The sequence below is a fragment of the Pedobacter sp. AC379 genome (assembly GCF_979258145.1).
The window spans coordinates 830,213-856,860 of the sequence record NZ_OZ409839.1; the positions used below are offsets into that span (position 1 = coordinate 830,213).

Genomic DNA, 26,648 nt, shown 5'->3' on the forward strand with positions numbered 1-26,648 from the left:
TATCTTAGCCCTTGTATTGATCAGTTTTTAGCATCAATCAATTAACGCATCACAATAGTTTAAATGAAATTTTTTTACACGCTCTCTCTGTTCGCTTGTCTGTATTTTTCTGGCTACGGACAGGAAATCCCACGGAGTACACAATATATTTTTAATAATATCCTCCTAAATCCTGCCTTGGCTGGGATAGATAATTATACTGACCTTAAATTGGGTTTACGTAAGCAGTGGAGCGGTTTAGAAGGTGCTCCAAGCACTCAATACCTTTCTTTAAGTACGGCCATTGGTGAAGATTTTGTTCGAAGCAATGTAAATTCATTTGCCGGAAATGGCGAAAACCCGATGAGCAGAAGTTATGTAAATAATTATACAGCAGCAGAGCCCCATCATGGAATTGGATTGGTAGCCATGACGGATAAGGCCGGTTTGGTGCGACAAACGAACGTAAATGTAACGTATGCCTATCATCTTGGCCTTACCAACGAAGTAAATTTATCATTGGGCTTATCGGGTGGCTTTAAATCAATCAGTGTTGATGTTCGTGGTATTATTGCCGACGAATCTGGAGATCCATTGTTTTCTGCTGATTATAACAATAAAATAAGACCGGATATTGGTGCCGGTGTTTGGTTATACAGCCCAAGGTTTTTTGCTGGTGTATCTGCAAAGCAATTAATTGGTAGCAAAAGTGCCATCGTAAACGATAAGGTTAAAACAGATGCCTACCAGGCTGCTACCTTTTATGGAACAGCAGGTTATAAGATATTTCTGGATGAAGATATAGCGATGATCCCATCGGCATTGATTACCTATTGGGCAAACTCGCCTGCTACATTTGATGCCAATTTAAAGTTTGCCTATAAAGATAAGTTTTGGGTTGGCACGAGTTTCCGTAACAACGATTCTTTTTCGCTGCTGGCGGGATTTAATGTTGCATCATTGGTAAACCTGAGTTACTCTTATGATGTAAATACATCAGGCTTACGCTCGGTAAATAACGGCACGCACGAAATTGTACTCGGTATTTTATTAAATAACCGTTACCAGGTGGCTTGTCCGAGCAGGCAGTTTTAGCGCAATAGTGTTATGCTGCCACCCAGTGGTTTACATTCGGCCCTTAAATCAATCACATAGTAGTAAACCCCGGCAGGTAAATCTTTACCTCTAAAACGGCCATCAAATGGTTTGGTATAATTACCGATTGATTCGAATACCAACTGACCGCCACGGGTATAAATTTTAATGTTTGTACCTTTAAAATCTGGTAAACCCCTTACTTGCCAAACATCATTCATACCGTCGCCATTTGGTGTCATGGTATTGGTTATTTCAAGGTTGTCGTGCGTTACTTCTACATGTAATTTTGCAAATTCGCTCGTACAGGATCCTAATTTTCTCCTTACAAAATAATCGGCTGTTTTGGCTACCCTAAACTTAAATATTCCGGTACTGCTTTCTAAAAACGGCTTACTATCGTCGATTTTTTCGAATAACTGGTAGGTGCCTTCTTCAGGAGCAACTACTGGCAGCACGATATCAGATACATAACAAACGCGGAGATCGTTGATGATTGGTGTGAGAATTTTGAAAGGTTCGTCAACCACAGTGTAAGATTCACTAACTGCATAGCCGCATGTTGTTTTATCGCGAACTTCTAAATGATATGTGCCTGCACCAACATTAATCAGATCCTGCGTATACTGAACTGCTTCTCCTGCTTCATTTATCCATTTAAAATCATAAGCAGGAATCCCGCCGATTACCTGAATGCCTTTTACAGAACCTCTTTGTAAGGTACAACCATCTTTTATTACAGTTGCCGTATTGGATACGATGTTTAATTTTGGCGTAACATTGATCGGATATGGGCCTAAAATAGTTTCGCAATTATTAACATCATAAGCGAACATCCTATAATTTCCTCCGGGTAAATTTTTAAGCTCGATAATATTTCCTGTTCTTGTTGCGCCTGCCACTGTAGAGCCAGACTCATCTACCCATTTAAACGATGTTGGAAGTGTAGAGCTAAAATTAAGGTTGATGCTGCCATTAATCAACTCGCAGGTGGTATTGTTTACCGTTGGTGTAAAGGTGTAAATTGTTGGGGTTAGCGCATCTACCCGGTAAGTTCTGTCTAAAGTACAGGTATATAATGAATTGCTTGCTCTAAGTGTATAGGTGCCCGGAGCAAGATCGATCAGTTTAATAGACATGCCTGGAGAATAGGAACCTTTTTTTATGCTTTGTAAAGTTGGGCTTAACCATTCGTACGTATCGGCGTTTGTGATTGATACCCCGTCGATAATTCCATTGTTGGCCCCGCACCTTGCTGGTGTAACTGCTCCACCATTTATGGCCACATCGCTATAGGTGCCGATAAAAAAAGTTGCAGTAACAGGCGAACACTGGCCCTGATCGGAAACAGATAGTGTATAGCTGCCACCTCCAACATTTTCAAGGTCTAAGGTTGTTGATACAACATCTGTACCTAAAACTCCGGTAATTGGATCGCGCTTAAACCATTTATAACCTAATGTACCTGTTGCATCGGTAATGGTAATACCTGTAATAGAACCGTTTTCCTTTCCGCAAGCGGCAGAAACTGTTCTGGATGGACTGCCAATTTTTGGTTGTGGTTTTCTGGCAACTGTAATCGGATCTGAATTTAGTGTACAGGCAGCTTCATCTGATACTTTTACGTAATAAGTGCCTTCGGGTAAATTTACCGGGTTTGTTCTGCTTACAACAGCACTTGTTGCGGTATTTATCCACTCGTATTTTATAACACCTTTACCCCTCAAAACCTCGGCTGTAAATGTAAAAGATGTTTGTCCGCAGATTGGATTGACAGGTATAATAGTAGGTTTTGTTAATTTTTGGTCTTTAATTATGAACACTGTTGGAAATGCTTTACATCCATCATCAACAGTTACTTCATAAGTACCTACCTCCAAATTGGAAATGCTTTGTGTATTGCCTTTAGGTACACGGCTACCGTCGGTTTCTATCTTTACCCAGGTAAATGTAAATCCTTCGCGCACTTCAGGGATGGTGATTGATCCGTTGGCATTACAGGTAACCGGCTCCACTATAGCTTCATTAGGTAATAATTCTGCTGTAGAAAACGGAGAGGTGGTGGCATTTAATAAACTTGCCGTAGCGGTAACCATCCCACTTAGGCTGCCATTGTATTCCCATCGGCCATCGCTGCCTGCCTGTACCGTTGCAATATAAGTTTTACCCTCGCAAATGCCCTGACAGTTTACGGTATAAAATAACTCTACTTCTGAATTTGGGGTGGCCCTGCCCGAAACATAATCACTTCTTTTTTTCAGTACCTGGATATAGGGTTGAAGAATGGACAATGTTTTTCCAATCCCGAATGTTTTGTTACAAAAGAAACTGTTTCGGGTAATTTTTACCGGCTTTGATGATACCGTTTCGACACCGAAATTGTTGTTGGCTATTAGGTTTACTTCAGCTGGGGTAGCACCGCCAATGGTTCCACCTGCACCAGATTCTATTTTAACCCCAATACCGTTGCCCATTACCACAGTTCCGGCAGCATCAGTACCTATTGCATTGCCTGTTAAAACAAAATCTGAATTGGTAATGGAAACACCTGTTGTTCTGTTGCCACCAATAATATTGTTCCGTACGTAAAGTGCTGTATTAATTGAATTAACCTTTAACCCGGCAATTTCTAATGAAGATGAAGAAAGAAAAATAGGTAATTCATGGAAATCCTTTTTACCAGTATAATCAACCCCGATTTTATTGTTGATTACGTTAACATCAAACCTTGCATTGGTAGAATATGATGACCGGGTAATGTCGAGATTAATCCGGTTTGCGGCAATTACATTTCCTTCTCCGGCACTGTCGCCACCAACATCAAGCGCGCTATCGTACAAATTGGCCGAGATACCGAAAACGTTGGTGTTAGGGGTTATCCCATCATATATTACTCCAATTAAATTCGACTGGATCTTAATTCTGGTTGCTGCTATATTGGAATAGGGAAAGTTGTTCCGGATAACGATACCATTAATATTGCCACCGGTTACATTTCCCTTTCCCGGAGCACCGATGATAATATTATTTGCCCGGTAATCAATTACTATTCCTGATCCTTGGGCGGTATTTACATTCTGTAAATTGGTAATGGTTGCAAAATTTCGGATGTATAAACCATAAATTTCAACACCGGTGGTTTGAACCTGAGTATCGGATGCCTGCCCAATTACTAAACCAGAAAATGTTGTGTTTGCATATTCCGGTTCTAAAATTACCTTAGCTCCCGAAACGCCGAGTGCGGGCCAGGCGGTTTGAGAGGTACCATCAATTACTACATTGGATGATACGATGGGCAATGCAGTACGGAGCCTAATGGTTCGGTTTGCATTATCACTTGGGCTACCAGGTAAATTAAAGTTAATGGTATAGGTAGAAGCCCGGTTTGCTACCGCTGCTTGCGTTAAGGCATCTCTTAAGGTTCCAGGGCCGCTATCCGCATTACTGGTTACCACATAAGTTTGAGCGTAGCTATTGCTAAATAAAAATAAGCCAACTAGTAGGGCTAGAAGTTTTGAGAGACGCATAAATTTGTTTGGTTCAGCCAAAATACAAATAAACTGTTTAGTGGCTAACGTTTTAGAAAACAAACGTACATTATTTTTTCGAAAATAATTGAGCCAGCTTTTAAAGGGGTGTGCACAATGAGAAAGTACAAGCGTAACGGGCTTAGAATCTTGGTTGTAATTATAGAATCAATGCTGATTTTGGCGATTTTACTTTGATTTGTCCCTGCCCGCGGCAGGAAGGTTTCAAAGTAACTTTGATTGGTCGCTGCCCATGGCAGGAGAGTTTCAAAGTAAAATGCACTTATGATGGTTATTTTTGCCCCTATGTTTAACGCGATCGTCATGCTGATCCGATAGCTATCGGATTTACTTCAGCACCTTAGTAGGTATTTTAAACACGGTCGTCATTCCCGCGCATGCGGGAATCTTAAAGCGATCGCTATGCTTTTATAAATTAAATCACCTCGCATGTTTGTCTTTGAAAATTAGAGTGGACGCATAGAATCGTCATCTCGACCGAAGCAACGCGAAGTGGAGAGATCTTTGAATTTGCCTTGCGCCAATTCCGTCCTTTGCAAGGCTGGGGGCAGAGCGAGCCGAAACAATCTTTTTGTTGTAAATTCCTACTACGGTCGTCATTCTCGCGCATGCGGGAATCGTAATGTTTTCGCTCCGCTCGTGCTTGCCTCGGTTCGCCGCCACCGATGGGGCTCTTACCTTTTTCTTGATAAAAAGGTAACCAAAAATCAAGGCTTGGAACTGATGTCGGATAAATTCGTTAAAGCTTTTTGGTCCTCAGCACAAGTTCCGCCGAAGGGGGCGGAAAGTGTGTGCTGCCTCAATACAATGATGAAGGGAAAAGGTAACGATAAAGCTTTAACGTTTTCTCCTTCCATCATTTCCTATGCCCGGAAGCAAGGTTCAGATAGCGAGGTGCAAATAGCATGATGTAGGGAATGCGTTAAATCCGTCATTTGCAAGGCTGGGTACGAGCGAGCCGAAGCAATCTTTTAGTAGGTATTTTAAACACGGTCGTCATTCCCGCGCATGCGGGAATCTTAAACCGATCGCTATTTTTTTATAAATTAAATCACCCCGCATGTTTGTCTTTGAAAATTAGAGTAGACGCATAGAGTCGTCATCTCGACCGAAGCAACGCGAAGTGGAGAGATCTTTGAATTTGCCTTGCGCCAATTCCGCCCTTTGCATGGCTGGAGGCAGAGCGAGCCGAAACAATCTTTTAGTAGGTATTTTAAACACGGTCGTCATTCCCGCGCATGTGGGAATCGTAATGCGTTTGCTATGTTTTCGCTCTGCTCGGGCTTGCCTCGGTTCACCGCCACCGAGGGGGCTCTTACCTTTTTCTTGATAAAAAGGTAACCAAAAATCAAGGCTTGGAACTGATGTCGGATAAATTCGTTAAAGCTTTTTGGTCGTCAGCACAAGTTCCGCCGAAGGGGGCGGAAAGTGTGTGCTGCCTCAATGCAACGATGGAAGGAAAGGTATTGATAAAGCTTTAACGTTTTATCCTTCCATCATTTCCTATGCCGTCTAGCATGGAGGAAATAGCGAGGTGCAAATAGCATGATGCAGGGAATGCGTTAAATCCGTCGTTTGCAAGGCTGGGGGCGAGAGAGCCGAAGCAATCTTTTAGCAGGTATTTTGAACACTGTCGTCATTCCCGCGCATGCGGGAATCTTAAAGCGATCGCTATGTTTTTATAAATTAAATCACCCTGCATGTTTGTCTTTGAAAATTAGAGTGGACGCATAGAATCGTCATCTCGACCGAAGCAACGCGAAGTGGAGAGATTTTTGAATTTGCCTTGCGCCAATTCCGCCCTTTGCATGGCTGGAGGCAGAGCGAGCCGAAACAATCTTTTAGTAGGTATTTTAAACACGGTCGTCATTCTCGCGCATGCGGGAATCTTAAAGCGATCGCTATGTTTTTTTAAATTAAATCACCCCGCATGTTTATTTTTGAAAATTAGAGTGGACGTATAGAATCGTCATCTCGACCGAAGCAACGCGAAGTGGAGAGATCTTTGAATTTGCCTTGCGCCAATTCCGTCCTTTGCGTGGCTGTGGATGACAAACCACATGTCTTCCGTGGCATCAGGCTTAGGCCAACAATTTACTCAACAAAAAAGGCATTCTGAAATATCAGAATGCCCTAAAAATGCTTGTTAATTATTGTTTATTTCCAGCCACCGCCTAATGCACGGTAAAGGTTTACAACCGACTGTAGTTTTTGTAATCTATCGTTAATGCCACTCAATTGAGCGGTTAACAAACTCTGTTCTGAAGTTAAAACATCAGTATAGTTTGTTGCTGAGCTATAACGCAATAATTCTTTGGTAAAATCAACAGCTTTGGTAAGCGAAGCAATTTGTTTTGCGCGTGTTTCTTCTTTTTCTGCTGCGGTTTGGTAAGCGTACAAAGCATTCGAAACTTCCTGTCCGCCAGTTAAAAGCGTTTGTTGGAAATTGTAAAACGCAATCTGTTGGTTTGCTTCCGCTGTTTTTAAACGGGCTTTATTTGCCCCTTTAGCAAAAATAGGCTGCGTTAAACCACCAACCAAATTGTAGAAGATCGATTTGCTGAAGAAATCCTGCAATTGCAAACTCGATAAACCACCTGCTGCGGTAATGGTTAATGCAGGATAAAAATAAGCTTTGGCCACATTGGTATTTTCAAAAGCCGATCTAAATCCAAATTCAGCTGCAATTACATCCGGGCGGTTTTTTAACAATTGCGCAGAAACTCCGGTTTGTAAATTGGCATAAGGCGTTTGCTGATCCAAAGTAGTGCGGTTAATTGCGTTTGGTGCTTTTGCAACCAGTACACTCAAGGCATTTTCTGCTTCTTTAATACTTCTTTTTAAATCAGGCAATGTTACCTGGGCAGCATATAAATTGGCTTCACTTTGTACAACAGCGGCTCCATTAACCACAGCACCTTGCTTTAATGCCCTCATGGTTTCTACATCCTGAGTTCTAACCTTAATGGTTTGCTCAGTAATGGACAGTTGCTTATCTAGTGCCAGTAATGCATAATAGTTGTTGGCAATAGTTGCAATTAATTGAGTTTGAACGGCTCTTTTGGCAGCATCACTTTGTAATAAAGTAGCATATGCACCACGTTTTGCGCTGCTCAGTTTACCCCATATATCAGCTTCCCAACTGGTACTTAGCTGTGCTTTATAGGTTTGTGTTTCTAAATTAATGTTTATCCCTGCCGGAAAATTCTGTGCCGCAGCCGACGCTTTATTATCGGTTACGTTTACATCGGCCTGTAAACTTGGCAATAATGCCCCACGACTTTGAATTAAAGTTGCTTCTGCAATCTTAATGCGCTCAATTGCCTGCTTTAAGTCTAAATTTTCATTTATTCCCTGTTGAATGAGCGATTGCAATGTGGTATCAGAAAACAGCGTTTTCCATTGCAAATCGGCCATGGTTGTTGTATCTGTGGTATTGTTATCCCGGTATAAGCCTTCGCTGGTAACCTGTGGGCGTTCGTATTTTTTAGTTACGCAGGCACTCAGACTAAGAATTGCTAAACCGATTAAAATGGAATGTTTATATCTAAAATTCATTTTCTTAATATTAATGTTTGCTGTTAGCAGTTGCCAATTCGTATTCTTCTGGTGTTTGCTCATGATCAATTCCTTCATTAAAAGGCGATTTATTGCTTACACGTTCTTGTAAAGATTGGAATATGATAAACAAAGCAGGGATTACGAATACCCCAAACAAAGTACCGATCAACATCCCGCCAACGGCACCCGTTCCGATTGATTTATTTCCTGATGCACCTACTCCTGATGATAACATTAAGGGTAATAAACCTAAAATAAAGGCAAAGGATGTCATTAAAATTGGGCGTAAACGTGCAGTAGCACCATCAATTGCCGAATTTACAATGCTCATGCCTTTTCTTCTTCTATCTACCGCATATTCTACAATTAAAATGGCATTTTTTGCAAGTAAACCCACAAGCATGATCAAAGTAATCTGCGTGTAAATGTTATTATCTACACCAAATATTTTATCGAAAACGAATACACCCGCCAAACCGATTGGTAAAGAGAATAGAACAGCTAGCGGTAAAATATAACTTTCATACTGTGCTGCAAGTAAAAAGTAAACGAAAATTACGCAGAGTAAAAAGATGAAAACGGTTTGACTTCCTCCGGCCATCTCCTCACGGGATAAACCTGAGAATTCGTAACCATAACCTGTTGGTAAATGGATTGCGGCTTCTTCCTGTACTGCTTTTAAAGCATCACCAGAACTATATCCTGCATTCGGGTTACCTGTTACTGCGATTGAGGTGAACAAGTTGAAACGCGAAATGGCTTGCGGACCATACACTTTTTCTAAATTAATAAATTCAGAAATTGGTGCCATGCCACCGCTCGAGTTACGAACGTAAATACTGGTTAAACTTTGTTGGTTGGCACGGTATTGAGCATCTGCCTGGTAAATTACCCTAAACTGCTTTCCAAATTTATTAAAGTTAGATGCATAAACACCACCATAATAACCTTGAAGTGTAGCCAGTACATCGCTAACCGTTAAGCCAGCCTGTTTAACTTTTGCCACATTAACATCAATCTGATATTGAGGAAAATTAGGGTTAAATGAAGTTGATGCGTACTGAATTTCCGGACGTTTACTTAACGCTGCCAGGAATGAATTGCCAACATCATTAAATTTTTTAATATCGCCACCTGTTTTATCCTGTAACTGAAATTCAAAACCACCACTGGTACCAAAACCTTGAATGGTTGGCGGCGCAAAGAAAATAATTTTAGCACCTTTTATACTTGCGGCTTTCGCAAAAAGCTCTCCAATAATTGCTTTTACATCACGTTTACGCTCATCCCATGGAATTAACCTACCTATAACCATACCGTAAGAACTTCCTGAACCGCTGATTAAACTCCGGCCAACTACCCTTAAAGAGTTTTTAATCTCAGGCACCGTATGCGCAATACTGTCGATTCGTTTAATTACCAGATCTGTTTCTTCCAGTGATGTTCCTGCCGGTAATGAAATGTCAGAAAACACAGTTCCTAAATCTTCATTGGGTACAAAACCTTTAGGTGTGGTATTCATTGTCCAGATCAGGAGCACTGTAAAAAACGCAATGCCTGCACCAACAATCCATTTTGTTCTGGAAAGAAAGCCAACCGATTTTTTGTACTTCCCGGTTACGGCATCAAAAGATGTATTAAAGGCATCGTAAAAACGGTTTAAAAAGTTTTTCGATTTTTCATGATCTTCTTTGTGTGGTTTTAAAAAGATTGCACACAACGCCGGACTTAAAGTTAATGCGTTAATTGCTGACAAAATGATCGAAATGGCCAGCGTTAAACCAAACTGTTTGTAAAATACACCCGATGAACCAGAGATGAAACTCACGGGAATAAACACCGCGGCCATAACCAGGGTAATCGAAATAATTGCACCACTAATATCGTCCATTGCATCTATGGTAGCCTTTCTGGCGTCGGTATAACCCTCATCCAGTTTGGCGTGCACTGCCTCAACCACCACAATCGCATCATCCACCACAATACCAATGGCGAGCACCAGTGCAAATAGCGTTAACAAGTTGATGGTAAACCCAAATAAACTAAGGAAGAAGAATGTACCGATAATAGCTACCGGAACACTGATTGCCGGAATTAACGTAGAACGGAAATCCTGTAAGAAGATAAATACCACCAAAAACACGAGGATAAATGCCTCAATTAAGGTGTGAATTACTTTTTCGATTGAAGCATCAAGGAAATCGTTAACGTTTACCAATGTGGTATAATGAACGCCTTTAGGGAAAGATTTTTGCGCTTCATCCAAAGTTTTGATTGAATTTTCGATAACCTCTTTCGCATTCGATCCTGCCGTTTGGTTAATCGCGATACCTAAAGCCTGTTTACCGTTAAATTTAACCGTACTGGCATAACTTTGAGCACCCAATTCGATTCTGGCTACATCTTTTAAACGCAGTATCTGTCCGTTTGCATCCGCCTTGATAATGATGTTGCTAAACTCTGCCTCATCTTTTAAACGGCCTGTATATTTTAAAGTGTATTGAAATGCCTGATCGCCCTGCTCTCCAAACTGGCCAGGAGCAGCCTCAACGTTTTGTTCTGCCAAAGCAGCATTAACATCACTAGGTATTAAACCGTAAACCGCCATCACATCAGGCTTAAGCCAAACACGCATGGTATAATCCATTTGCCCGAAAGCACTTGCATCTCCTACACCATTAATACGTTTAATTTGTGGAATGATGTTGATGTTGGCATAATTCTGTAAAAATTTCTGATCGTAAGAAGGATCATCGCTGTAAATACCAAAAATAAGTACGTTACTCGCTTGTCTTTTAGCTGTAATTACACCCGATTTTGTAACCTCTGCAGGGAGTAAACTGGTTGCACGCGCTACCCTGTTTTGTACGTTTACCGCCGCTAAATCAGGATTGGTACCCAGTTTAAAGTTAACGGTAATGGTTGCAGTACCATCATTACTTGCACTCGAAGTCATGTAAGTCATGTCTTCTACACCGTTTATTTGCTCTTCCAGCGGAACAACAACGCTATTCATTACCACATCGGCGTTAGCACCCTGGTAGGAGGTAGAAACCTGAACCGTAGGCGGGGCAATTTCTGGGTATTGTGAAACCGGCAACGTAGCTAAACCTAAAACACCGAGTATTACGATGATAATGGATATAACCGTTGATAAAACCGGTCTTTCTATAAATTTCTTAAACATAATTAATATTGATTACACTGATATCGTGTGATTGTCACTCATTATATTGTTACTTTTTGATATCAGCATAAACTGAATCAGCACTTTTTTCTTCAGGTTTGATTTTTGTTCCATCCTTTAATGATTGGAAACCCTCAAGTACAACTTTGTCGCCAGCCTTTAAGCCCTTTGTTACCACATAAAATTTGCCTTTGGCCAAATCCATAATCTGAATTTCGGTACTTACCGTTTTAGCAGAATCGCCTAATACATACACGAATTTTTTACCCTGCAAATCGATAGTTGATTTTTGAGGAACTAAAATGGCATTTTCAACATGTTGAGGGATTCTAACAGATGCGCTAGCTCCATTTTTTAATAATGAAGTCGGGTTGGGGAATGTTGCCCTTAAACTTGCAGAACCTGTACTGGTATTAATTTGACCATTAATGGATTCTATTTTACCATTCTGTGCATAAACAGTTCCATCAGCCAGCACCAGGCTAACCGCAGGAATGTTTTTCATTTGCTGGGCCAGGGTGTTTCCTTTGTAGATATTGGCAAAATCCAATAGCTGTTTCTCGTTTAATGAGAAATATGCATATACTTTAGATGTATTAGAAACCGTAGTTAAGGGCTGTGTACTGGTGCTGCTTACCAAACTTCCGTTTCTGAAAGGAATACTGCCCACTACACCATCAACCGGGCTTGTAATTGAGGTATAACCTAAGTTAACCTGTGCATTTACCAATTCGGCTTTTGCCTGTGCCAATGCTGCTTTTCTGCTTTGAAGCGTTAACTGAGCAGCATCAAGATCATATTTACTGATGATATCTTTTTCTACAAGTGGCCTGGTTTTATTTACCGTTAACTGAGCCGCATTTACATCAGCCTCTGCGCTACTAATGGCCGCTCTTGCTGTTCTAACCTGTTGCTCATATTGTGGTGCGTTAATAGTGAAAAGTAACTGGCCTTTTTTAACAACCGCACCTTCATCTACAAAAATCTTTTCGATAAAGCCATCAACCTTTGGGCGGATATCGATATTCTGGATACCTTCTATCGTAGCCGGATAATCAGAATCCAAAGTTGTATTTTGTGTGCTTACTGTAAAAACGGGGTAGGCCTGTGGACCGGCTGCGGCTGCAGCGGCTGCTTTTTTAGCTGCATCATCATTTCCGCAGGACGCTAAAAGCATACCAATGCTCACGCTAAAAAAGAGAGTTGTTACTTTTCTCATGGGGTATTTCTGTGTGTTTAAATTTAAATTTCCGGGATTAAGGGCGATATCAAAAAAAATGGGACTTTGATTTTCGCTAATAATTGCCCAAAAATAGAGCCTAAAAAAAAATAAATCTGTCCGAATTCTGTCATTTAATCAATCGATTGATTTATTTTTTGATTAAAAACAGTGCTATGAAGCTTTAAAAAGCTGTTCAGTAGGCTATTAAAGCACTGTTTACTGGGAAAAAGCGTGTGTAAATATCTTGCGACAGATGTTAAAAGCTGTTAAAATCAATTGAAATATACAGTTTTTATTACAGTAAATGTTGTGTATTTTAGCCAACAGAGGGTGTAGCGGTTGTCTGTTTTACACTAGATTTTTAGATACTGGTAGCATTTAATTTTAAAATCCGCTGGTTTTGGAAAGGAACGCAATAAGCTTTTTTCATGTGAGCAATTTTTATCTAAATAGAAAGTAAGATTGTTCTGATCTATCAATTTAAAAAACCTCGGCACTTGTAATAACAAATAATTTTAAAAAGGAATCCTATTCCACTTCGCCCTCAAAAACCAATTTGGCCGGGCCGCATAAAAATACATTCGTAAATGTTTTACCATCGTAATCAAATTCGATTTTAATATCGCCGCCTAAAACCTTAATGGCTGTTGTAATATGACCGGTTTGATTTTTGTGTTTTGCCATGGCCATAGCCACAGCGGTTACGCCTGTGCCACAAGCATAGGTTTCATCTTCAACGCCACGTTCATAGGTGCGCACAAATAAATAATCGCCCTTATCTTCTACAAAGTTTACGTTAATTCCTTTCTGTGAATATGTTGCATTGTAACGGATACTTTTCCCCTCATGAAAAACATCAAAGTCTTTTAAATCACTTTGTAACGCAACATAATGCGGCGAACCTGTATTCAATACATAGGCATCATCATCTTTGGTAATGGTATCTACATCAATCATTTGTAAATCAACCCACTCGCCATTTTCTGAAATTCTGGCATAATGTGGACCATCTACTGCCAAAAAGTTTGTTTCACGGTCGATAATACCGAGTTGTTTGGCAAAGGCTACGATACATCTGCCACCGTTTCCACACATACTTCCCAGTTTACCATCGGCATTAAAATAATGCATCTCAAAATCGTAATCCTCATGTTTGGTAATGAACATTAATCCATCAGCACCAACACCAAAACGCCTATGGCAAAGCTGCTCAACTAATTGATTATCAATATTTTTTAATGGACTCGCGGTATGGTCTATTAAAATAAAATCGTTGCCTGCGCCCTGGTATTTAAAGAAATTAATTTTCATTTAATCTTCATTTATTAATGCAATATTTGAGTTGCAAAAGGTAATAAGCGGATTGTGTTTTTTAATTTAACATTTTTTAACACAAAACTAAGTGCTTTGAGGATGCAAATATCGTTTATATGGTATTAAATTTGAATAAACTTATAAAAGAAAATTTGAGCAGATAAAAACTGCCGGAGCATTCTGCTTAAATCAAATTGAAAGCGCTCCCGCAATAATAACATTTAACAATATGAAATATTGTAAGCTAAACAAACAATTAGCTAGCAAACCAGCTTATAATAAATCATGGCTTTAAACAATAAATAAACAAATGAACCATTAAAAGCTAACCAATTTATACTTTTAATAGCTTCATAACATTTAAAAACAATATACAAACACATGAAAAAAATATTAGGAATTACCATGTTGGCTGCTTTTATAGGTGGGGCAGCTGCAATTGGAGGTTACAAACTATTTGAGCGTAACCAAACAGGCAGTACAATTTCTGAAAAACAGAATTTATATTTTGCAAATAATCCACTTAAAGTAACATCAGCAGGAGCTACCGATTTTACACAGGCTGCGGCAGCAGTTGCACCGGGTGTGGTACACATTAAAACAACTTATGCGGCATCTAAAGGCCAGGGTTCGTCTTCTCCATTTGATATGATGGAAGACTTTTTCGGTGGAGGCGGTGGCCGCCAAATGCAGCGTCAGCCAAGGGCAGCATCAGGATCGGGTGTAATTATCAGTCAGGATGGTTATATCGTTACCAACAACCACGTAGTAGAAAATGCTGAAAAAGTTGAAGTTGTTTTAACCGACAGGCGTAAAGTTGAGGCCAAAGTAATCGGTCGCGATCCAAATACAGATTTAGCCCTGATTAAAGTTAACGCAACAGGTTTACCAGTGGTAAAAATGGGTAATTCAGATAATGTGCAGGTGGGAGAGTGGGTTTTAGCCGTTGGTTTCCCATTGGATTTAAATACAACTGTAACTGCTGGTATTGTAAGTGCCAAAAACCGTAGTATCGGTATTATTGGTCGTGAGCAACAAGGCAATGAAATTACAGAAGAAGAATACCGCGAGTATCAACGTACGGGTAAAAGACCAGACCGTCCGGCAAATACCAGTATCGAATCATTTATTCAAACTGATGCAGCCATTAACCCAGGCAACAGCGGTGGTGCATTGGTAAATGCCAATGGTGAATTGGTTGGTATCAACTCTGCAATTGCTTCGCAAAGTGGATATAACCAAGGTTACGGATTCGCAATTCCAGTTAATCTGGCACGTAAAATTGTGGATGATTTTATGAAATATGGCTCAGTTAAACGTGGATATATTGGTGTAAATTTTGTGCCTTTAAGTGGTGAGGAAAAACCAGAGGGTATTAAAACCAACGAAATTAGCGGTTTATATGTGAATGATGTTGTTGCTGGTGGCGGTGCTGCTGCAGCAGGAATTAAATCTGGCGACGTAATTAAAAAAGTAGATGGTGTTGTAATTAACGATTCACCAGATCTTCAGGAAAGAGTTGGCCGTTTAAATCCTGGTGATAAAGTTAAATTAACAGTGCTTCGCGATGGTTCCCTTAAAGATTACACTGTTACTTTGAAAGGTGAAGCCAGTGTAGGTTTAACTGCCAAAAACGCAACAAGCAAAGGTGCCGAAGTTTCAAAATTAGGTGCAACTTTTGCTCCAGCATCTCAGGCACAAAAATCTAAATATGGCATCAACAGTGGTGTTGTAGTAACATCAGTAACCACCGGAAAAGCTTTTGATAACATTGGTGTAGAGAAAGGATTGATCATTACAAAAGTAAACGGACAACCTGTAAACTCTGTTGCTGATGTTCAAAAAGCATTGCCATTGGGTAGAAACAATATGGTAAGTATTTCTGGTGTTGGCGAACAGGGTTCATACAACTACAGTTTTCCAGCACAATAATTAAGTAAATAATAGTTTAAGAAAGCTTTCCGGGGTTAACCCGGGAAGCTTTTTTGTTTTAATTGCAATTAAGCCAGGAATAGAGGTAAAAGGAGTAAAAATTTTTCACGTTTCGTTATTGCGAGATGGCTTTTTCAGCCAGCGAAGCAATCTTACAACGATCGCTACGAATTTGTGTATTGGATAGCTTGTTGCATCAGAAGAACCATTCCACATCCGCTTCGTCCATTTTGAGCGAATTAATGCACCCGTTAGGAAACCAACGCAAACCAGAAAATATAATTGAGTATTACCTACACAATCAAACGGCTATTTAATATGTTAAAATATCTTAAATAACCGGCAAATCACCTAATGCTCCGTACTCAAACCAATATTCATCCGTTTTTCATAATCAAGAATTAGTTTTGTTATCGCGATTGATTATCAGCCTTTATCGATAACTACTAAATTATTTTATTGTTACATATTTGAATAAGCATCCAAAAACGAATATTATGGCTTTAGCTCATATTAACCTAAGTGTAAAACAATATTTCAATTTCATGTGTAAAACCGACTTTGAACGACGGATATTTCATGATACCTACAAAGAATTTCAAAAAAAATCTAAAATATACAGCCTAAATCTACAACTCCATACCTTTTCGCAAATGCAGTTGACCAATGAAAAGGCAAATACATTACATCAAAAACTTCAATATTCGGTAATGAACAGCATTGCCGCCCTGGATCATAAAATGCCTGTTTTAAATGACCTGGAAGATCAGCCTGTACTTTTTGATTGGGCCGAGTTGCATATTTATGCTTCAGATCTTTTAAATAAAGGCGCTCATGTGGTTTCTATTACATATACCAGCCCGAAACTTATTTTACACGAAATTGTAGGCGATTTATTGATTTTAAGCTACAACGGGAGCGATCAAACACTGATGGTTAAAATTACCGAAAGCCTTTTGGTTAATTATGAACAACAGGAAAGTATGGCTTATAGCTAATAAACTATGTTATCTTCTCAAAGGTAAAATCAAGAATAATTGAGTAAGTATTTATTGGAATGAAATAGGAGTCGTTTATGGTCGGTTATTGCTGTTTTTAGGCAGAAAAGCAGAAGCGAATACTAATTTTGACTGCTATTTAATTATAAAATCAGGTAATACATCAGGTATTTATTGAGTAAATCGAGCTGCCAAACAGGGCTTAAAAGGCAAATAGTCAATATATTTAGCAATAATTAATATAATTAAAAATAAAAAATTGATTTATAGGTATTTAACTTTATCTTTGAAACAAATTAAAATACAATATAATGCAACAAGGAACAGTAAAATTTTTTAATGAAACTAAAGGTTTCGGATTTATCACTCCATCTAATGGCGATGCCGAAATTTTTGTTCATGCTTCAGGCTTAATCGATAACATTCGCGAGAATGATACCGTAAACTACGATGTAGAAGAAAGGTAGAAAAGGCCTAAACGCGGTAAATGTTAAAGTAGCTTAAGAAAACTCGAACACATAAATCGTAAAAAGTCCCGATGCAAATCGGGACTTTTTTGTGGAATTAACTCCGCAGTAAGCATATAAAAATTATCTGCCAGCTAAATTTTTCTCTATTTCACTCTTCACAAAATCTAATGTAAGGTCATTATTGCTTAATACGTTGCCGTTTTTATCAACTAAAAAGAAATAGGTAACGTTATAATTGCTTAAGTTTTTGGCATTGGGAGATTCTGACCCTTTAAAATCGGCATATTGAGGCCAAATTAACTTATCTTCTTTGATGGTTTTTAACCACGAATCACGTTTTTTATCAAAAGATACACTGATAAATTCAACGTCTTTGTTTTTATATTCTTCATAAAGTGAAGCTAAGGTTTGATTGTCTCTGCGGCTCTTACCGCTATAAGATGCCCAAAAACTCACTAGATTTACCTTTTTCAATACTTTCAAATCAAATTTTCTGCCTTTAGGGTTCTCGCCCTCAATAAGCGGCATTTTACTTCCCGCCATCATTTGGTTAGCCTGTTTTATTTCAGCAAGGAGATTTTTACCTCTTTTCGTTTCTTTTACTTCCTCACTTAGTAGGTTAAAAATGGATAAGTAATTTTTCGCTTCCGAATCCACAGTACCTAAACGTTCCAATAAAAAGATCGGATGAGTCGATTTTGGATGCGCTTTAGCGAAGGCTCTTATAATTCCAAGTTTAAGCTTGAGTTGTTTTTCTCTCCATTGATCAGCTTTTTGAGCACGTTCCATTATATTGTTCGGGTTGGCCTGATCAAGATCTACCTCGGCTTTACTTAAACTATCAAGTATATCTTTACTCATGTTATCTGAAAGTTTGTAAAACTCGATAAACGCTTCGCCTTCTTGATCAGGTACGGTTTTAAATGGATAACTATTTGTATTTTTTCCATCAAGAACTCCCTTATAATCACCCTTATCCAGATAAAAGAAATATTCCTCTTTATGGGGCCCATCCTCTGTTTTTAAAATGGCATAGCCTGTTTTCGGAATGTTAATTTTAAAAGTCTGTTTCCCGTTTGTTATGTTTTCAACTTTTAGTGTTTCACTGTTTTCTGCACTTTGAATGGTAATTACGGCATTTGGACCAAAGTTTTTGGTTTCCAGATTAAAAGTAGCCGGAGCAGGATCGCAACCTGAGCATAAAATGGCCAGGAGCACAATAAAATAGAGCAGCTTTTTCATGTTAATTATTTGGTAAGGCAATATAACGAAAAGATTAGTTATGTTGGGTGTTTAGGGTTTCTTAAATTTTAACCATTAAGGAATTCATAACCCAATATTGCAACTGCCGTCACCCTGAGTTTATTTCAGGGATTTATAAAGGATAGTTGCTGAAATAAATTCAGCATGACGATCTGGGTGATATCTTTATCTATAAATTTCAAAACTATCGTTACCCTGAATTTATTTCAGGGCCTTTATAAAGGATAGTTGCTATAATAAGTTCAGCATGACGATCTGGTCAATATCTTTATCCATAAATTTCAAAACTATCGTCATCCTGAATTTATTCCAGGGACTTATATAGGATAGTTGCTGAAATAAATTCAGCATGACGGTATGGGTATAATTTCAATTATTTCCTATTCTGCTTTAGAATGTTTCTAAATAAATGTTTTATCGTTGTTTTGTCATAATCGTTTATAAATTAAACTCATAATTAGATACTTTTGCAAGAAATTTAGATATAAATCCTAATCAAATGAGTGGTTTCGGAAATGCACTTTCTTCATCAATAGGAAGAAAATACGTTATGGGTATTACAGGAATATTCCTGATACTCTTTTTAATTGTACACGCAGGTATTAATTCGTTAATATTTCTTGACGATAATGGTTTGAAGTTTAATATTGGAGCACATTTTATGGCTACCAATTGGATCATCAGGGCAGGCGAGTACATATTGTTTTTAGGCTTGCTTGTGCATATTTATCAGGCAGTTAACCTTACAATTCAAAATAGAAAAGCAAGGCCAGAAAGCTACGCAGTTTACAATGGTAGTGCGAACAGTAAATGGTACAGCCGCTCTATGGGCTTGTTAGGTACTTTATTGCTTATTTTTCTTGTTATCCACCTGAAAGATTTTTGGGTAGTTTCTCGTTTCACAGGAATTCCAACTGTTGATGCAAACGGCAATGAAGATTTATATGCCGTTATGAAAGAGAAATTTCAGGATCCGGTAAGGGTTGTGGCCTATGTTCTTTTAATGATTTCTCTTTGTTACCACTTATTGCACGGTTTCGCTTCGGCATTTCAAACCATGGGATGGAATCATTCAAAATACAATGGAATGATTAAAAGAGCCAGTGTATGGTATGCGCTAATCATTTCGATCGTATTCGCACTCATGCCAATTGCAGTTTATACCCATTTAATTGATTAAGTTTTAGCACAAAAGAGATATGTCAGATATTAATTCAAATATTCCAGAAGGCGAATTAACCAGCAAATGGACAAAATATAAGTCTTCTGTGCCTTTGGTTAACCCATCGAACAAAAGAACTATTGAGGTAATTATTGTAGGTTCGGGTTTAGCAGGTGCTTCGGCTGCCGCTACCCTGGCTGAGATGGGTTACAAAGTAAAATGTTTTTGTTTTCAGGATTCTCCACGTAGAGCACACTCAATCGCTGCTCAGGGTGGTATCAATGCAGCAAAAAACTATCAAAATGATGGTGATAGTGTTTACCGCCTTTTTTACGATACCATTAAAGGTGGTGATTACAGAGCACGCGAAGCAAACGTACACCGTTTAGCTGAAGTAAGTGCAAACATTATAGATCAATGTGTAGCACAAGGAGTTCCTTTAGCGCGTGAGTATGGTGGTTTGTTGGATAACCGTTCATTTGGTGGTACACAAGTTCAGCGTACATTTTATGCAGCAGGTCAAACCGGCCAACAATTGTTATTAGGAGCTTATTCTGCTTTAGAACGCCAGATTGGTATGGGTAAAGTAGAAATGTATACCCGCCATGAAATGCTTGAGGTTGTTAAAATCGATGGTAAGGCGCGTGGTATCATTGCCCGTAACCTCATTACAGGAGAAATCGAACGTCATTTTGGCCATGCAGTGGTATTAGGAACAGGTGGTTACGGAAACGTATTCTATCTTTCTACCAATGCAATGGGAAGTAACGTTACAGCAGCCTGGAAAGCGCACAAACAAGGTGCTTATTTTGCAAACCCTTGCTATACGCAAATCCACCCAACCTGTATCCCTGTTTCAGGAGATCACCAATCAAAATTAACCCTGATGTCAGAGTCGTTGCGTAACGATGGACGTATCTGGGTACCAAAAAAGAAAGATGATAACCGTAAAGCTTCAGAAATTCCTGAAGATGAAAGAGATTATTATTTAGAGCGCCGTTATCCTGCATTCGGTAACCTTGTTCCACGTGATGTGGCTTCACGTGCTGCTAAAGAACGTTGTGATGCAGGTTATGGTGTAGGTGCTTCCAAATTAGCAGTATATCTTGATTTTAAAGCCAACACAGAACGTTACGGTAAAATCGAAGCTTCAAAAGCTGGTAACCATAATCCTGATAAAGAAACCTGCATGCGCTTAGGTACTGAGGTAATTAAAGCGAAATATGGTAACCTGTTCGATATGTATGCGCAAATTACAGGTGAAAATCCTTACGAAACACCAATGCGTATCTATCCTGCAGTTCACTATACCATGGGCGGACTTTGGGTTGATTATAACTTAATGACATCGGTGCCAGGTTTATACTGTACAGGTGAGGCTAACTTCTCCGATCACGGTGCCAACCGTTTAGGTGCATCTGCTTTAATGCAGGGTTTAGCTGATGGTTATTTTGTTCTACCTTACACAATTGGTGCTTATTTATCAAAAGAAATTTCGGTAAAGGCAATTTCAACCGATCACCCTGCGTTTGTAGAGGCCGAGGAAAAGAGCAGTTGGTATTTTAAACAATCTAATCAATATCAAAGGAACCAAAACAGTAGATCATTTCCACAAACGTTTAGGCCACATCATGTGGGAAAAATGTGGTATGGCACGTAACGAAAAAGGTTTAAATGAAGCCATTCAGGAAATCAGGGCCTTGCGTCATGAATTCTGGAGTGATGTTCGTGTGCCGGGTACTGCTGATGAGTTAAACACTGAATTGGAAAAAGCTGGTCGTGTTGCCGATTTTATCGAGCTTGGCGAGTTAATGTGTATTGATGCTTTAAACCGTAACGAAAGTTGTGGTGGTCACTTCCGTGAAGAGTATCAAACCGAAGAAGGTGAAGCCCTGCGTGATGATGAAAATTTTGCATACGTAGCCGCTTGGGAATTTAAAGAAGGTGTAAACTTCGAACTTCATAAAGAAGAATTGAAGTTTGAAAATATTAAAGTAGCACAAAGAAGTTATAAATAGATAAGAGATGTAAGATGTGAGGCATGAGATGAAAATCTTGGTTCCCATATCTAATATCTCAAATCTCAAATCTGAGATACAATGAGTACAGGAAATATGAACTTAACGCTAAAAGTTTGGCGTCAAAAAAATAACAAAACCAAAGGTGCTTTGGTAGATTATAAATTGGCCGATATTTCACCGGATATGTCTTTCTTAGAGATGTTCGATGTATTGAACGAGCAATTAATCACTAAAGGCGAAGAGCCTGTTGTATTTGACCACGATTGCCGCGAAGGTATCTGCGGAATGTGTTCAATGTACATTAACGGCCGTCCGCACGGACCTAAAGACTTGGTAACTACATGCCAGTTGCATATGCGTTCTTTCAAAGATGGCGATACCATCGTTGTTGAGCCTTGGAGAGCAGCAGCTTTTCCGGTAGTAAAAGATTTAACAGTAGATCGTTCTGCATTTGATAGGGTTATTGCTGCCGGTGGTTTTATTTCGGTAAACACGGGTAATGCTCAGGATGCAAACAATTTGCCTATTCCTAAAATGCAGGCAGATGCTGCTTTTGAAGCGGCGGCTTGTATTGGTTGTGGTGCTTGTGTGGCTACTTGTAAAAATGCTTCAGCAATGCTTTTCGTGTCGGCTAAAATCTCTCAATTGGCATTGTTACCACAAGGTCAGCCAGAGCGTTACCGCAGGGTACAGAGCATGGTTGCACAAATGGATGCAGAAGGTTTTGGTAACTGTACCAATACTGGTGCCTGCGAGGCCGAATGCCCTAAAGGAATCTCTTTGGAAAACATTGCCCGCATGAACCGTGATTTTGCATCTGCAAAATTCATTTCTGAGGAAACAATTTAAAGATATACTGTGCATCCGGTTTAAACACCGGATTCTTGAGCCTCCACGTTGTGGGGGCTTTCTAGTTTTGGCTCTTTTTTGAAAGCTAAGAAGAATTAATAAAGAGGTGAAATATGAACTAAAAGTATTTTAAACTTCTAAATGACTGAAAATTATAATGGACTAAACTATAGTGATCTCTTGGTTAATATGAGCTGAAAATAATGTGGAATTTAACATTTACATCATGTTTTGAAAACATACGAAACTTGATCTTTTAAAACCGAAACCTTGTACAACAAAGCAAGCTCAAAATAAAAGTTTGCGAAAGTTACAATATTCCTATGTTAGCATATTAAAATTTTGCTTAATTAAAAATTATATTCTGTAATATTTGTATATACATTAAATTTTCGTAAATTTAGTCTTCCGAGACAGGAGAGAAAACATAAAACCCCGGCAATTTTTGCTGGGGTTTTGTGTTTATTCAGATTACCGTTTGATTTTTATTTCATGCTGAAATTAACATTGATGTTGTATTTTACACGAACCGGTCTTCCATTTATTAAGCCGGGGTTCCACCTTGGCGATTTTTCTAAAACTCTTAATGCTTCCGCATCTGTTTCAGGGGTTAGGCTTCTGGTAACTTTAACATCAGTTAACTGGCCATCCTTTTCCACTACGAATGAAACGAATACTTTTCCCTGTGTGCTGTTTCTTTTGGCTACCTCAGGATACTTTATTTCACGGCCCAGGTATTCATAAAATTTCTTGATTCCTCCAGGGTAATCTGGCGTTTTCTCTAAAGAGGTAAAATCGTAAACTTTATCAGGATTGTTTTGTGCTTTTGCCTGGTTAAAACACATGGCGATGCCCATTAGGGCTAAAAAGATTAGCTTTCTCATTGTTTTATATTAAAAGGTTAGGGATTAATTTTTCTTGGAGGTTGCTTTATTGGTTGTGATAATAATTACACCATTTTTGCCTTTATCGCCGTATAAAGTTGTGGCCGACGAATCTTTAAGAACTTCTACTGACTTAATAGATTGTTCATTTATTTTAGGATCAGCAACTTCTTTACCATCAATAATATACAGCATTTTTGCTTTTGGATCGAAATCTCTATTTAACAGGTATCGCTTTTTAACAGGTAATTGGCCATTGGGCATTGGATTTACCTTAAATCCCGTTACTTTTCCATTCAAATGCAGATCTACAGGTTTTATAGGTTTAGCCTTTATAATGCTGTTACCTGTTGAATCGGTGTTTTTGGTTTCTATTTCTATAACTCCCGCAAAGCCGTCTGCTCCGTACTTTGCAATCGCAGAACTATCTTTTAATATGGTAACGGCTTTAATATTGGTAGGATCAAGATCCTTTACCGATGATATACCCCTTAAAACTTGCTTAGTCCCATTCACCACCATTAATGGTTCAGTAGCGGTAAGATATGTACTATTTAACTTAATTTTAGGTGTTTTGGTACTGTCGGCCTTTTGGGCAAAACCAGCTAAAGTAAACCCCATCAGCATGGTAAATACGATTACATTTTTCATAGTAAATTTTGATTAGAATCTTTTTCTGAGTTCAAAAAAGTTACCTGTCTTATCTATCGAAAGTTCTTTGGCATCTAACGATCGGAAAGTATTGCTTTTTGCACCCTTGCTTGTTATTAAAATTACGCCACCTTTAGCCTTTGGTCCATACAAATTCATGGCGGTTTGATCTTTTAGTACCTCTATTGATTCGATACTATTTGGATTGATTGTACCCAATTGGCTGTTCTCAGATAATCTAACACCATCTAAAATGATTAATGCATCAAGATTAGAACCATCTTTCAATTTTATCCTATCGGCAGGAATACTACCTGCTTTAATTTCTTTTGGTGTATCATCATTGATTGTGAAGTTCACATTGATGTTATATTTTACCCTAACAGGCTTACCGTTTGAAATGCCGGGGTTCCATTTTGGCGAATCTTTTATAACCCTCACGGCCTCTTCATCTGTACCGCTTCCTAATCCTCTGGTAATTTGAATATCCGATAGCGAACCATCTTTTTCAACTACATAACTAAGGAAAACTTTACCTTGAACATTATTCTCTAAAGCCATTTTAGGATATTTGATATTGCTACCAAGGTATTTATAAAACTTAGCTATACCACCCGGAAATTCAGGCTGTTTTTCGATTGAAACAAAGTCGTAAATTTTATCAGTATTTTCTGATTTAACCGTTCCGGTTTCAGTATTTTTTTGGAGATAAGATATAATGGTAATTTTGTTCAAATTCAGATAGCCTGCTGATTTTGGCAACAATTTATTTTTAAATTCTTCCGACGATTCCGGAATACTAAAGCTCACTGTTAATGCATATTTACCATCCTTTATCTGTTTAAAGCCTCTATATGATAAAATGGCTTTCATTACTTCTTCATCACAACCGGCACCTAATTCTACATTTGAAATGATATTTGTTACTCTTCCACCTTTTAAATTAAACTTTATCTGAGCGTTTCCTTGCACTTCGTCACTATTGGCTGCCGCCGGATATTTAATGTTTCTGCCAAGAAACTGATAAAATCCTTTCCAATTGGGATCTGTTTTTCCATCAATAGAAACCTTTGGTTCGGGAATTATTTCTTTAGGTGTTTCGGTTACCATATCCTGTACCATCTCAATCGGCTTATCTAAAGGAATCTGATCAGTAATGGAGATTAGTTTTTCACTTTTACGCACAGTTGCTGATGAAAATACGATCAAGAGTGCAAACAGTGGGATAGAAATTCCATACTTCATAATCGCGATTTTTTTAGATCGTTCTTTATGAAGCATGAAAATTCTTTTTTTAATTAACGATTTCTCTAAAAAGCCATTTGTTAATGCGTTTGGCGATATGCCGAATGATTTGCTGAGCAAAAGCATGGCATACTCAGCCTTATCGCCCTGAAATTCGGCGGCAAGTTCATCAGCCAAAAACTCATGGATATTTTTAATCGCTTTTTTGTATAGGTAAATTACCGGGTTTAACCAGGTAATTATGCCTATAATTTCGAAAAATAAAATATCTACCGTATGCCATTGTTTAATGTGTGCTTCTTCGTGAATATCAATCACATCCATTTGCGGCAATTCGCGGTCGATTATTTTTTTTCCGAAAAAAGAAAATGCCGATCCGGCTTTGCTTGATGTGATGAGTTTTTTAACTGCCAATAAGTTAAATACCAACCTACCCAAGAAAAACAATATACCTGCACAATAAATATAAACGAAAGCATTGGCCCAATTAAAGCCTGCGCTCCGTTCTGTTACTATTGTTGCCTGTTGTAATACGGCTTCCCAATTTACTGATGTATAAACCTGCTGTGCTGCCTTTTGTTCTGTAAGCCATTCTAAACGTATAAACGGTATGCATAACGACAAAATTCCCGCAGATACCAGGTAAATGCGGTTTAAGGTAAAGTAGGTTTCCTTATCTAACAGTAATTTGTAAAAACCGAAAAAAACAATTAAATATAAGTTCACCTGTAATAGGTAGTGGGCAAAACTCATTTTGGCTGATGTTTAATTTTGTTAATCATTTTTAAAATTTCATCAACGTCGCTTAAATCCAGTTTTTCTTCTTTAACAAAGAAAGAGAACATACTCTCAACCGAATTTTCGAAATAATTACCCAGCAATTTTTCCGTTGCGTGGCGCTTATATTCTTCTCTGCTGATTAAAGGATAGTACTGATGTGCTTTCCCGAAAGCTTCGTGGCCAATAAAGCCTTTCGTTTCTAAGATTCTAATGATTGTTGAAACAGTATTATAGGCAGGTTTGGGAAGGGGAAGCTCATCAATAACTTCTTTGACGAATGCTTTTTCCAATTGCCATAAAACCTGCATAATTTGTTCTTCAGCTTTGGTTAAATCTTTAATTTCCATAATAATTAATAATAATAAGGATGATGACAAATTAAATTGTCTTGACTAAAGTTAAAACTAATTCGTTAGTTATCCAAATTTTATTTGAAAAATATTTTAGAAATCGAAAATGCTGTATTTTTTAGAATGAATTTCCATTA

At 38.5% G+C, this 26,648-nt stretch carries 15 protein-coding genes and 2 pseudogenes; 7 read left to right on the plus strand and 10 right to left on the minus strand.

Annotation, left to right across the window (positions count from 1 at the left end; genetic code table 11):
* The first annotated feature begins 63 nt into the window (after positions 1-63).
* Positions 64-1,074, plus strand: a complete 1,011-nt coding sequence (locus ACZZZW_RS03640) for a PorP/SprF family type IX secretion system membrane protein (RefSeq protein WP_055909059.1) — start codon at positions 64-66, stop codon at positions 1,072-1,074.
* On the opposite strand, the gene ACZZZW_RS03645 is transcribed toward ACZZZW_RS03640, so the two are convergent.
* The 5 genes from ACZZZW_RS03645 to dapF all read right to left on the minus strand — a co-directional run bounded on the left by ACZZZW_RS03645 (position 1,071) and on the right by dapF (position 13,903).
* Complete coding sequence (locus ACZZZW_RS03645; RefSeq protein ID WP_463492291.1) at positions 1,071-4,601, minus strand: T9SS type B sorting domain-containing protein; 3,531 nt, start codon at positions 4,599-4,601, stop codon at positions 1,071-1,073. The two genes, ACZZZW_RS03640 and ACZZZW_RS03645, sit on opposite strands and share 4 nt — an antisense overlap.
* A gap of 2,178 nt (positions 4,602-6,779) precedes the next feature.
* Entirely contained in the window at positions 6,780-8,180 is a 1,401-nt protein-coding gene (locus ACZZZW_RS03650) for an efflux transporter outer membrane subunit (RefSeq protein ID WP_463492292.1), read from the minus strand.
* A 10-nt stretch (positions 8,181-8,190) separates the two neighbouring features.
* Complete coding sequence (locus ACZZZW_RS03655; protein WP_463492293.1) at positions 8,191-11,370, minus strand: efflux RND transporter permease subunit; 3,180 nt, start codon at positions 11,368-11,370, stop codon at positions 8,191-8,193.
* Positions 11,371-11,419: 49 nt separating this feature from the next.
* A complete protein-coding gene (locus tag ACZZZW_RS03660) occupies positions 11,420-12,589 on the minus strand; it encodes an efflux RND transporter periplasmic adaptor subunit (protein ID WP_055909044.1) in 1,170 nt (389 codons plus the stop codon).
* A 531-nt stretch (positions 12,590-13,120) separates the two neighbouring features.
* Entirely contained in the window at positions 13,121-13,903 is a 783-nt protein-coding gene (gene dapF / locus ACZZZW_RS03665; protein WP_463492294.1) for a diaminopimelate epimerase, read from the minus strand.
* 384 nt (positions 13,904-14,287) lie between these two features.
* Between dapF and ACZZZW_RS03670 the strand changes: the two genes are divergently transcribed.
* From ACZZZW_RS03670 to ACZZZW_RS03680, 3 genes and pseudogenes are all read left to right on the plus strand, one after another.
* Positions 14,288-15,838, plus strand: a complete 1,551-nt coding sequence (locus tag ACZZZW_RS03670) for a trypsin-like peptidase domain-containing protein (protein WP_055909038.1) — start codon at positions 14,288-14,290, stop codon at positions 15,836-15,838.
* 497 nt (positions 15,839-16,335) lie between these two features.
* The gene (locus ACZZZW_RS03675; protein WP_463492295.1) at positions 16,336-16,836 is read left to right on the plus strand and encodes a hypothetical protein; all 501 of its coding nucleotides are present in this window, start codon (positions 16,336-16,338) and stop codon (positions 16,834-16,836) included.
* Between the two features lie 311 nt (positions 16,837-17,147).
* Positions 17,148-17,340 (plus strand): annotated as a pseudogene (locus tag ACZZZW_RS03680) (cold-shock protein).
* Between the two features lie 86 nt (positions 17,341-17,426).
* Here the strand turns inward: ACZZZW_RS03680 and ACZZZW_RS03685 are convergent.
* Complete coding sequence (locus ACZZZW_RS03685; RefSeq protein ID WP_463492296.1) at positions 17,427-18,548, minus strand: TlpA family protein disulfide reductase; 1,122 nt, start codon at positions 18,546-18,548, stop codon at positions 17,427-17,429.
* Between the two features lie 520 nt (positions 18,549-19,068).
* Between ACZZZW_RS03685 and ACZZZW_RS03690 the strand changes: the two genes are divergently transcribed.
* From ACZZZW_RS03690 to ACZZZW_RS03700, 3 genes and pseudogenes are all read left to right on the plus strand, one after another.
* A complete protein-coding gene (locus ACZZZW_RS03690; protein WP_463492297.1) occupies positions 19,069-19,749 on the plus strand; it encodes a succinate dehydrogenase cytochrome b subunit in 681 nt (226 codons plus the stop codon).
* Between the two features lie 19 nt (positions 19,750-19,768).
* Positions 19,769-21,749, plus strand: a pseudogene (locus ACZZZW_RS03695) (fumarate reductase/succinate dehydrogenase flavoprotein subunit).
* Between the two features lie 81 nt (positions 21,750-21,830).
* A complete protein-coding gene (locus ACZZZW_RS03700) occupies positions 21,831-22,601 on the plus strand; it encodes a succinate dehydrogenase/fumarate reductase iron-sulfur subunit (protein WP_055909023.1) in 771 nt (256 codons plus the stop codon).
* Positions 22,602-23,086: 485 nt separating this feature from the next.
* Here the strand turns inward: ACZZZW_RS03700 and ACZZZW_RS03705 are convergent, their stop codons facing one another.
* The 4 genes from ACZZZW_RS03705 to ACZZZW_RS03720 are packed head-to-tail and all read right to left on the minus strand — an operon-like array spanning position 23,087 to position 26,508.
* Positions 23,087-23,485 carry an energy transducer TonB gene (locus tag ACZZZW_RS03705; protein ID WP_055909015.1) on the minus strand — a complete coding sequence of 133 codons (399 nt, stop codon included), beginning with the start codon at positions 23,483-23,485 and terminating at the stop codon, positions 23,087-23,089.
* Between the two features lie 24 nt (positions 23,486-23,509).
* A complete protein-coding gene (locus tag ACZZZW_RS03710) occupies positions 23,510-24,136 on the minus strand; it encodes a SusC/RagA family TonB-linked outer membrane protein (RefSeq protein ID WP_055909013.1) in 627 nt (208 codons plus the stop codon).
* 12 nt (positions 24,137-24,148) lie between these two features.
* Positions 24,149-26,134, minus strand: a complete 1,986-nt coding sequence (locus ACZZZW_RS03715; RefSeq protein WP_463492298.1) for a TonB family protein — start codon at positions 26,132-26,134, stop codon at positions 24,149-24,151.
* A complete protein-coding gene (locus tag ACZZZW_RS03720) occupies positions 26,131-26,508 on the minus strand; it encodes a BlaI/MecI/CopY family transcriptional regulator (RefSeq protein WP_055909009.1) in 378 nt (125 codons plus the stop codon). The genes ACZZZW_RS03715 and ACZZZW_RS03720 overlap by 4 nt, the downstream gene beginning before the upstream one ends.
* Positions 26,509-26,648 lie beyond the last annotated feature (140 nt).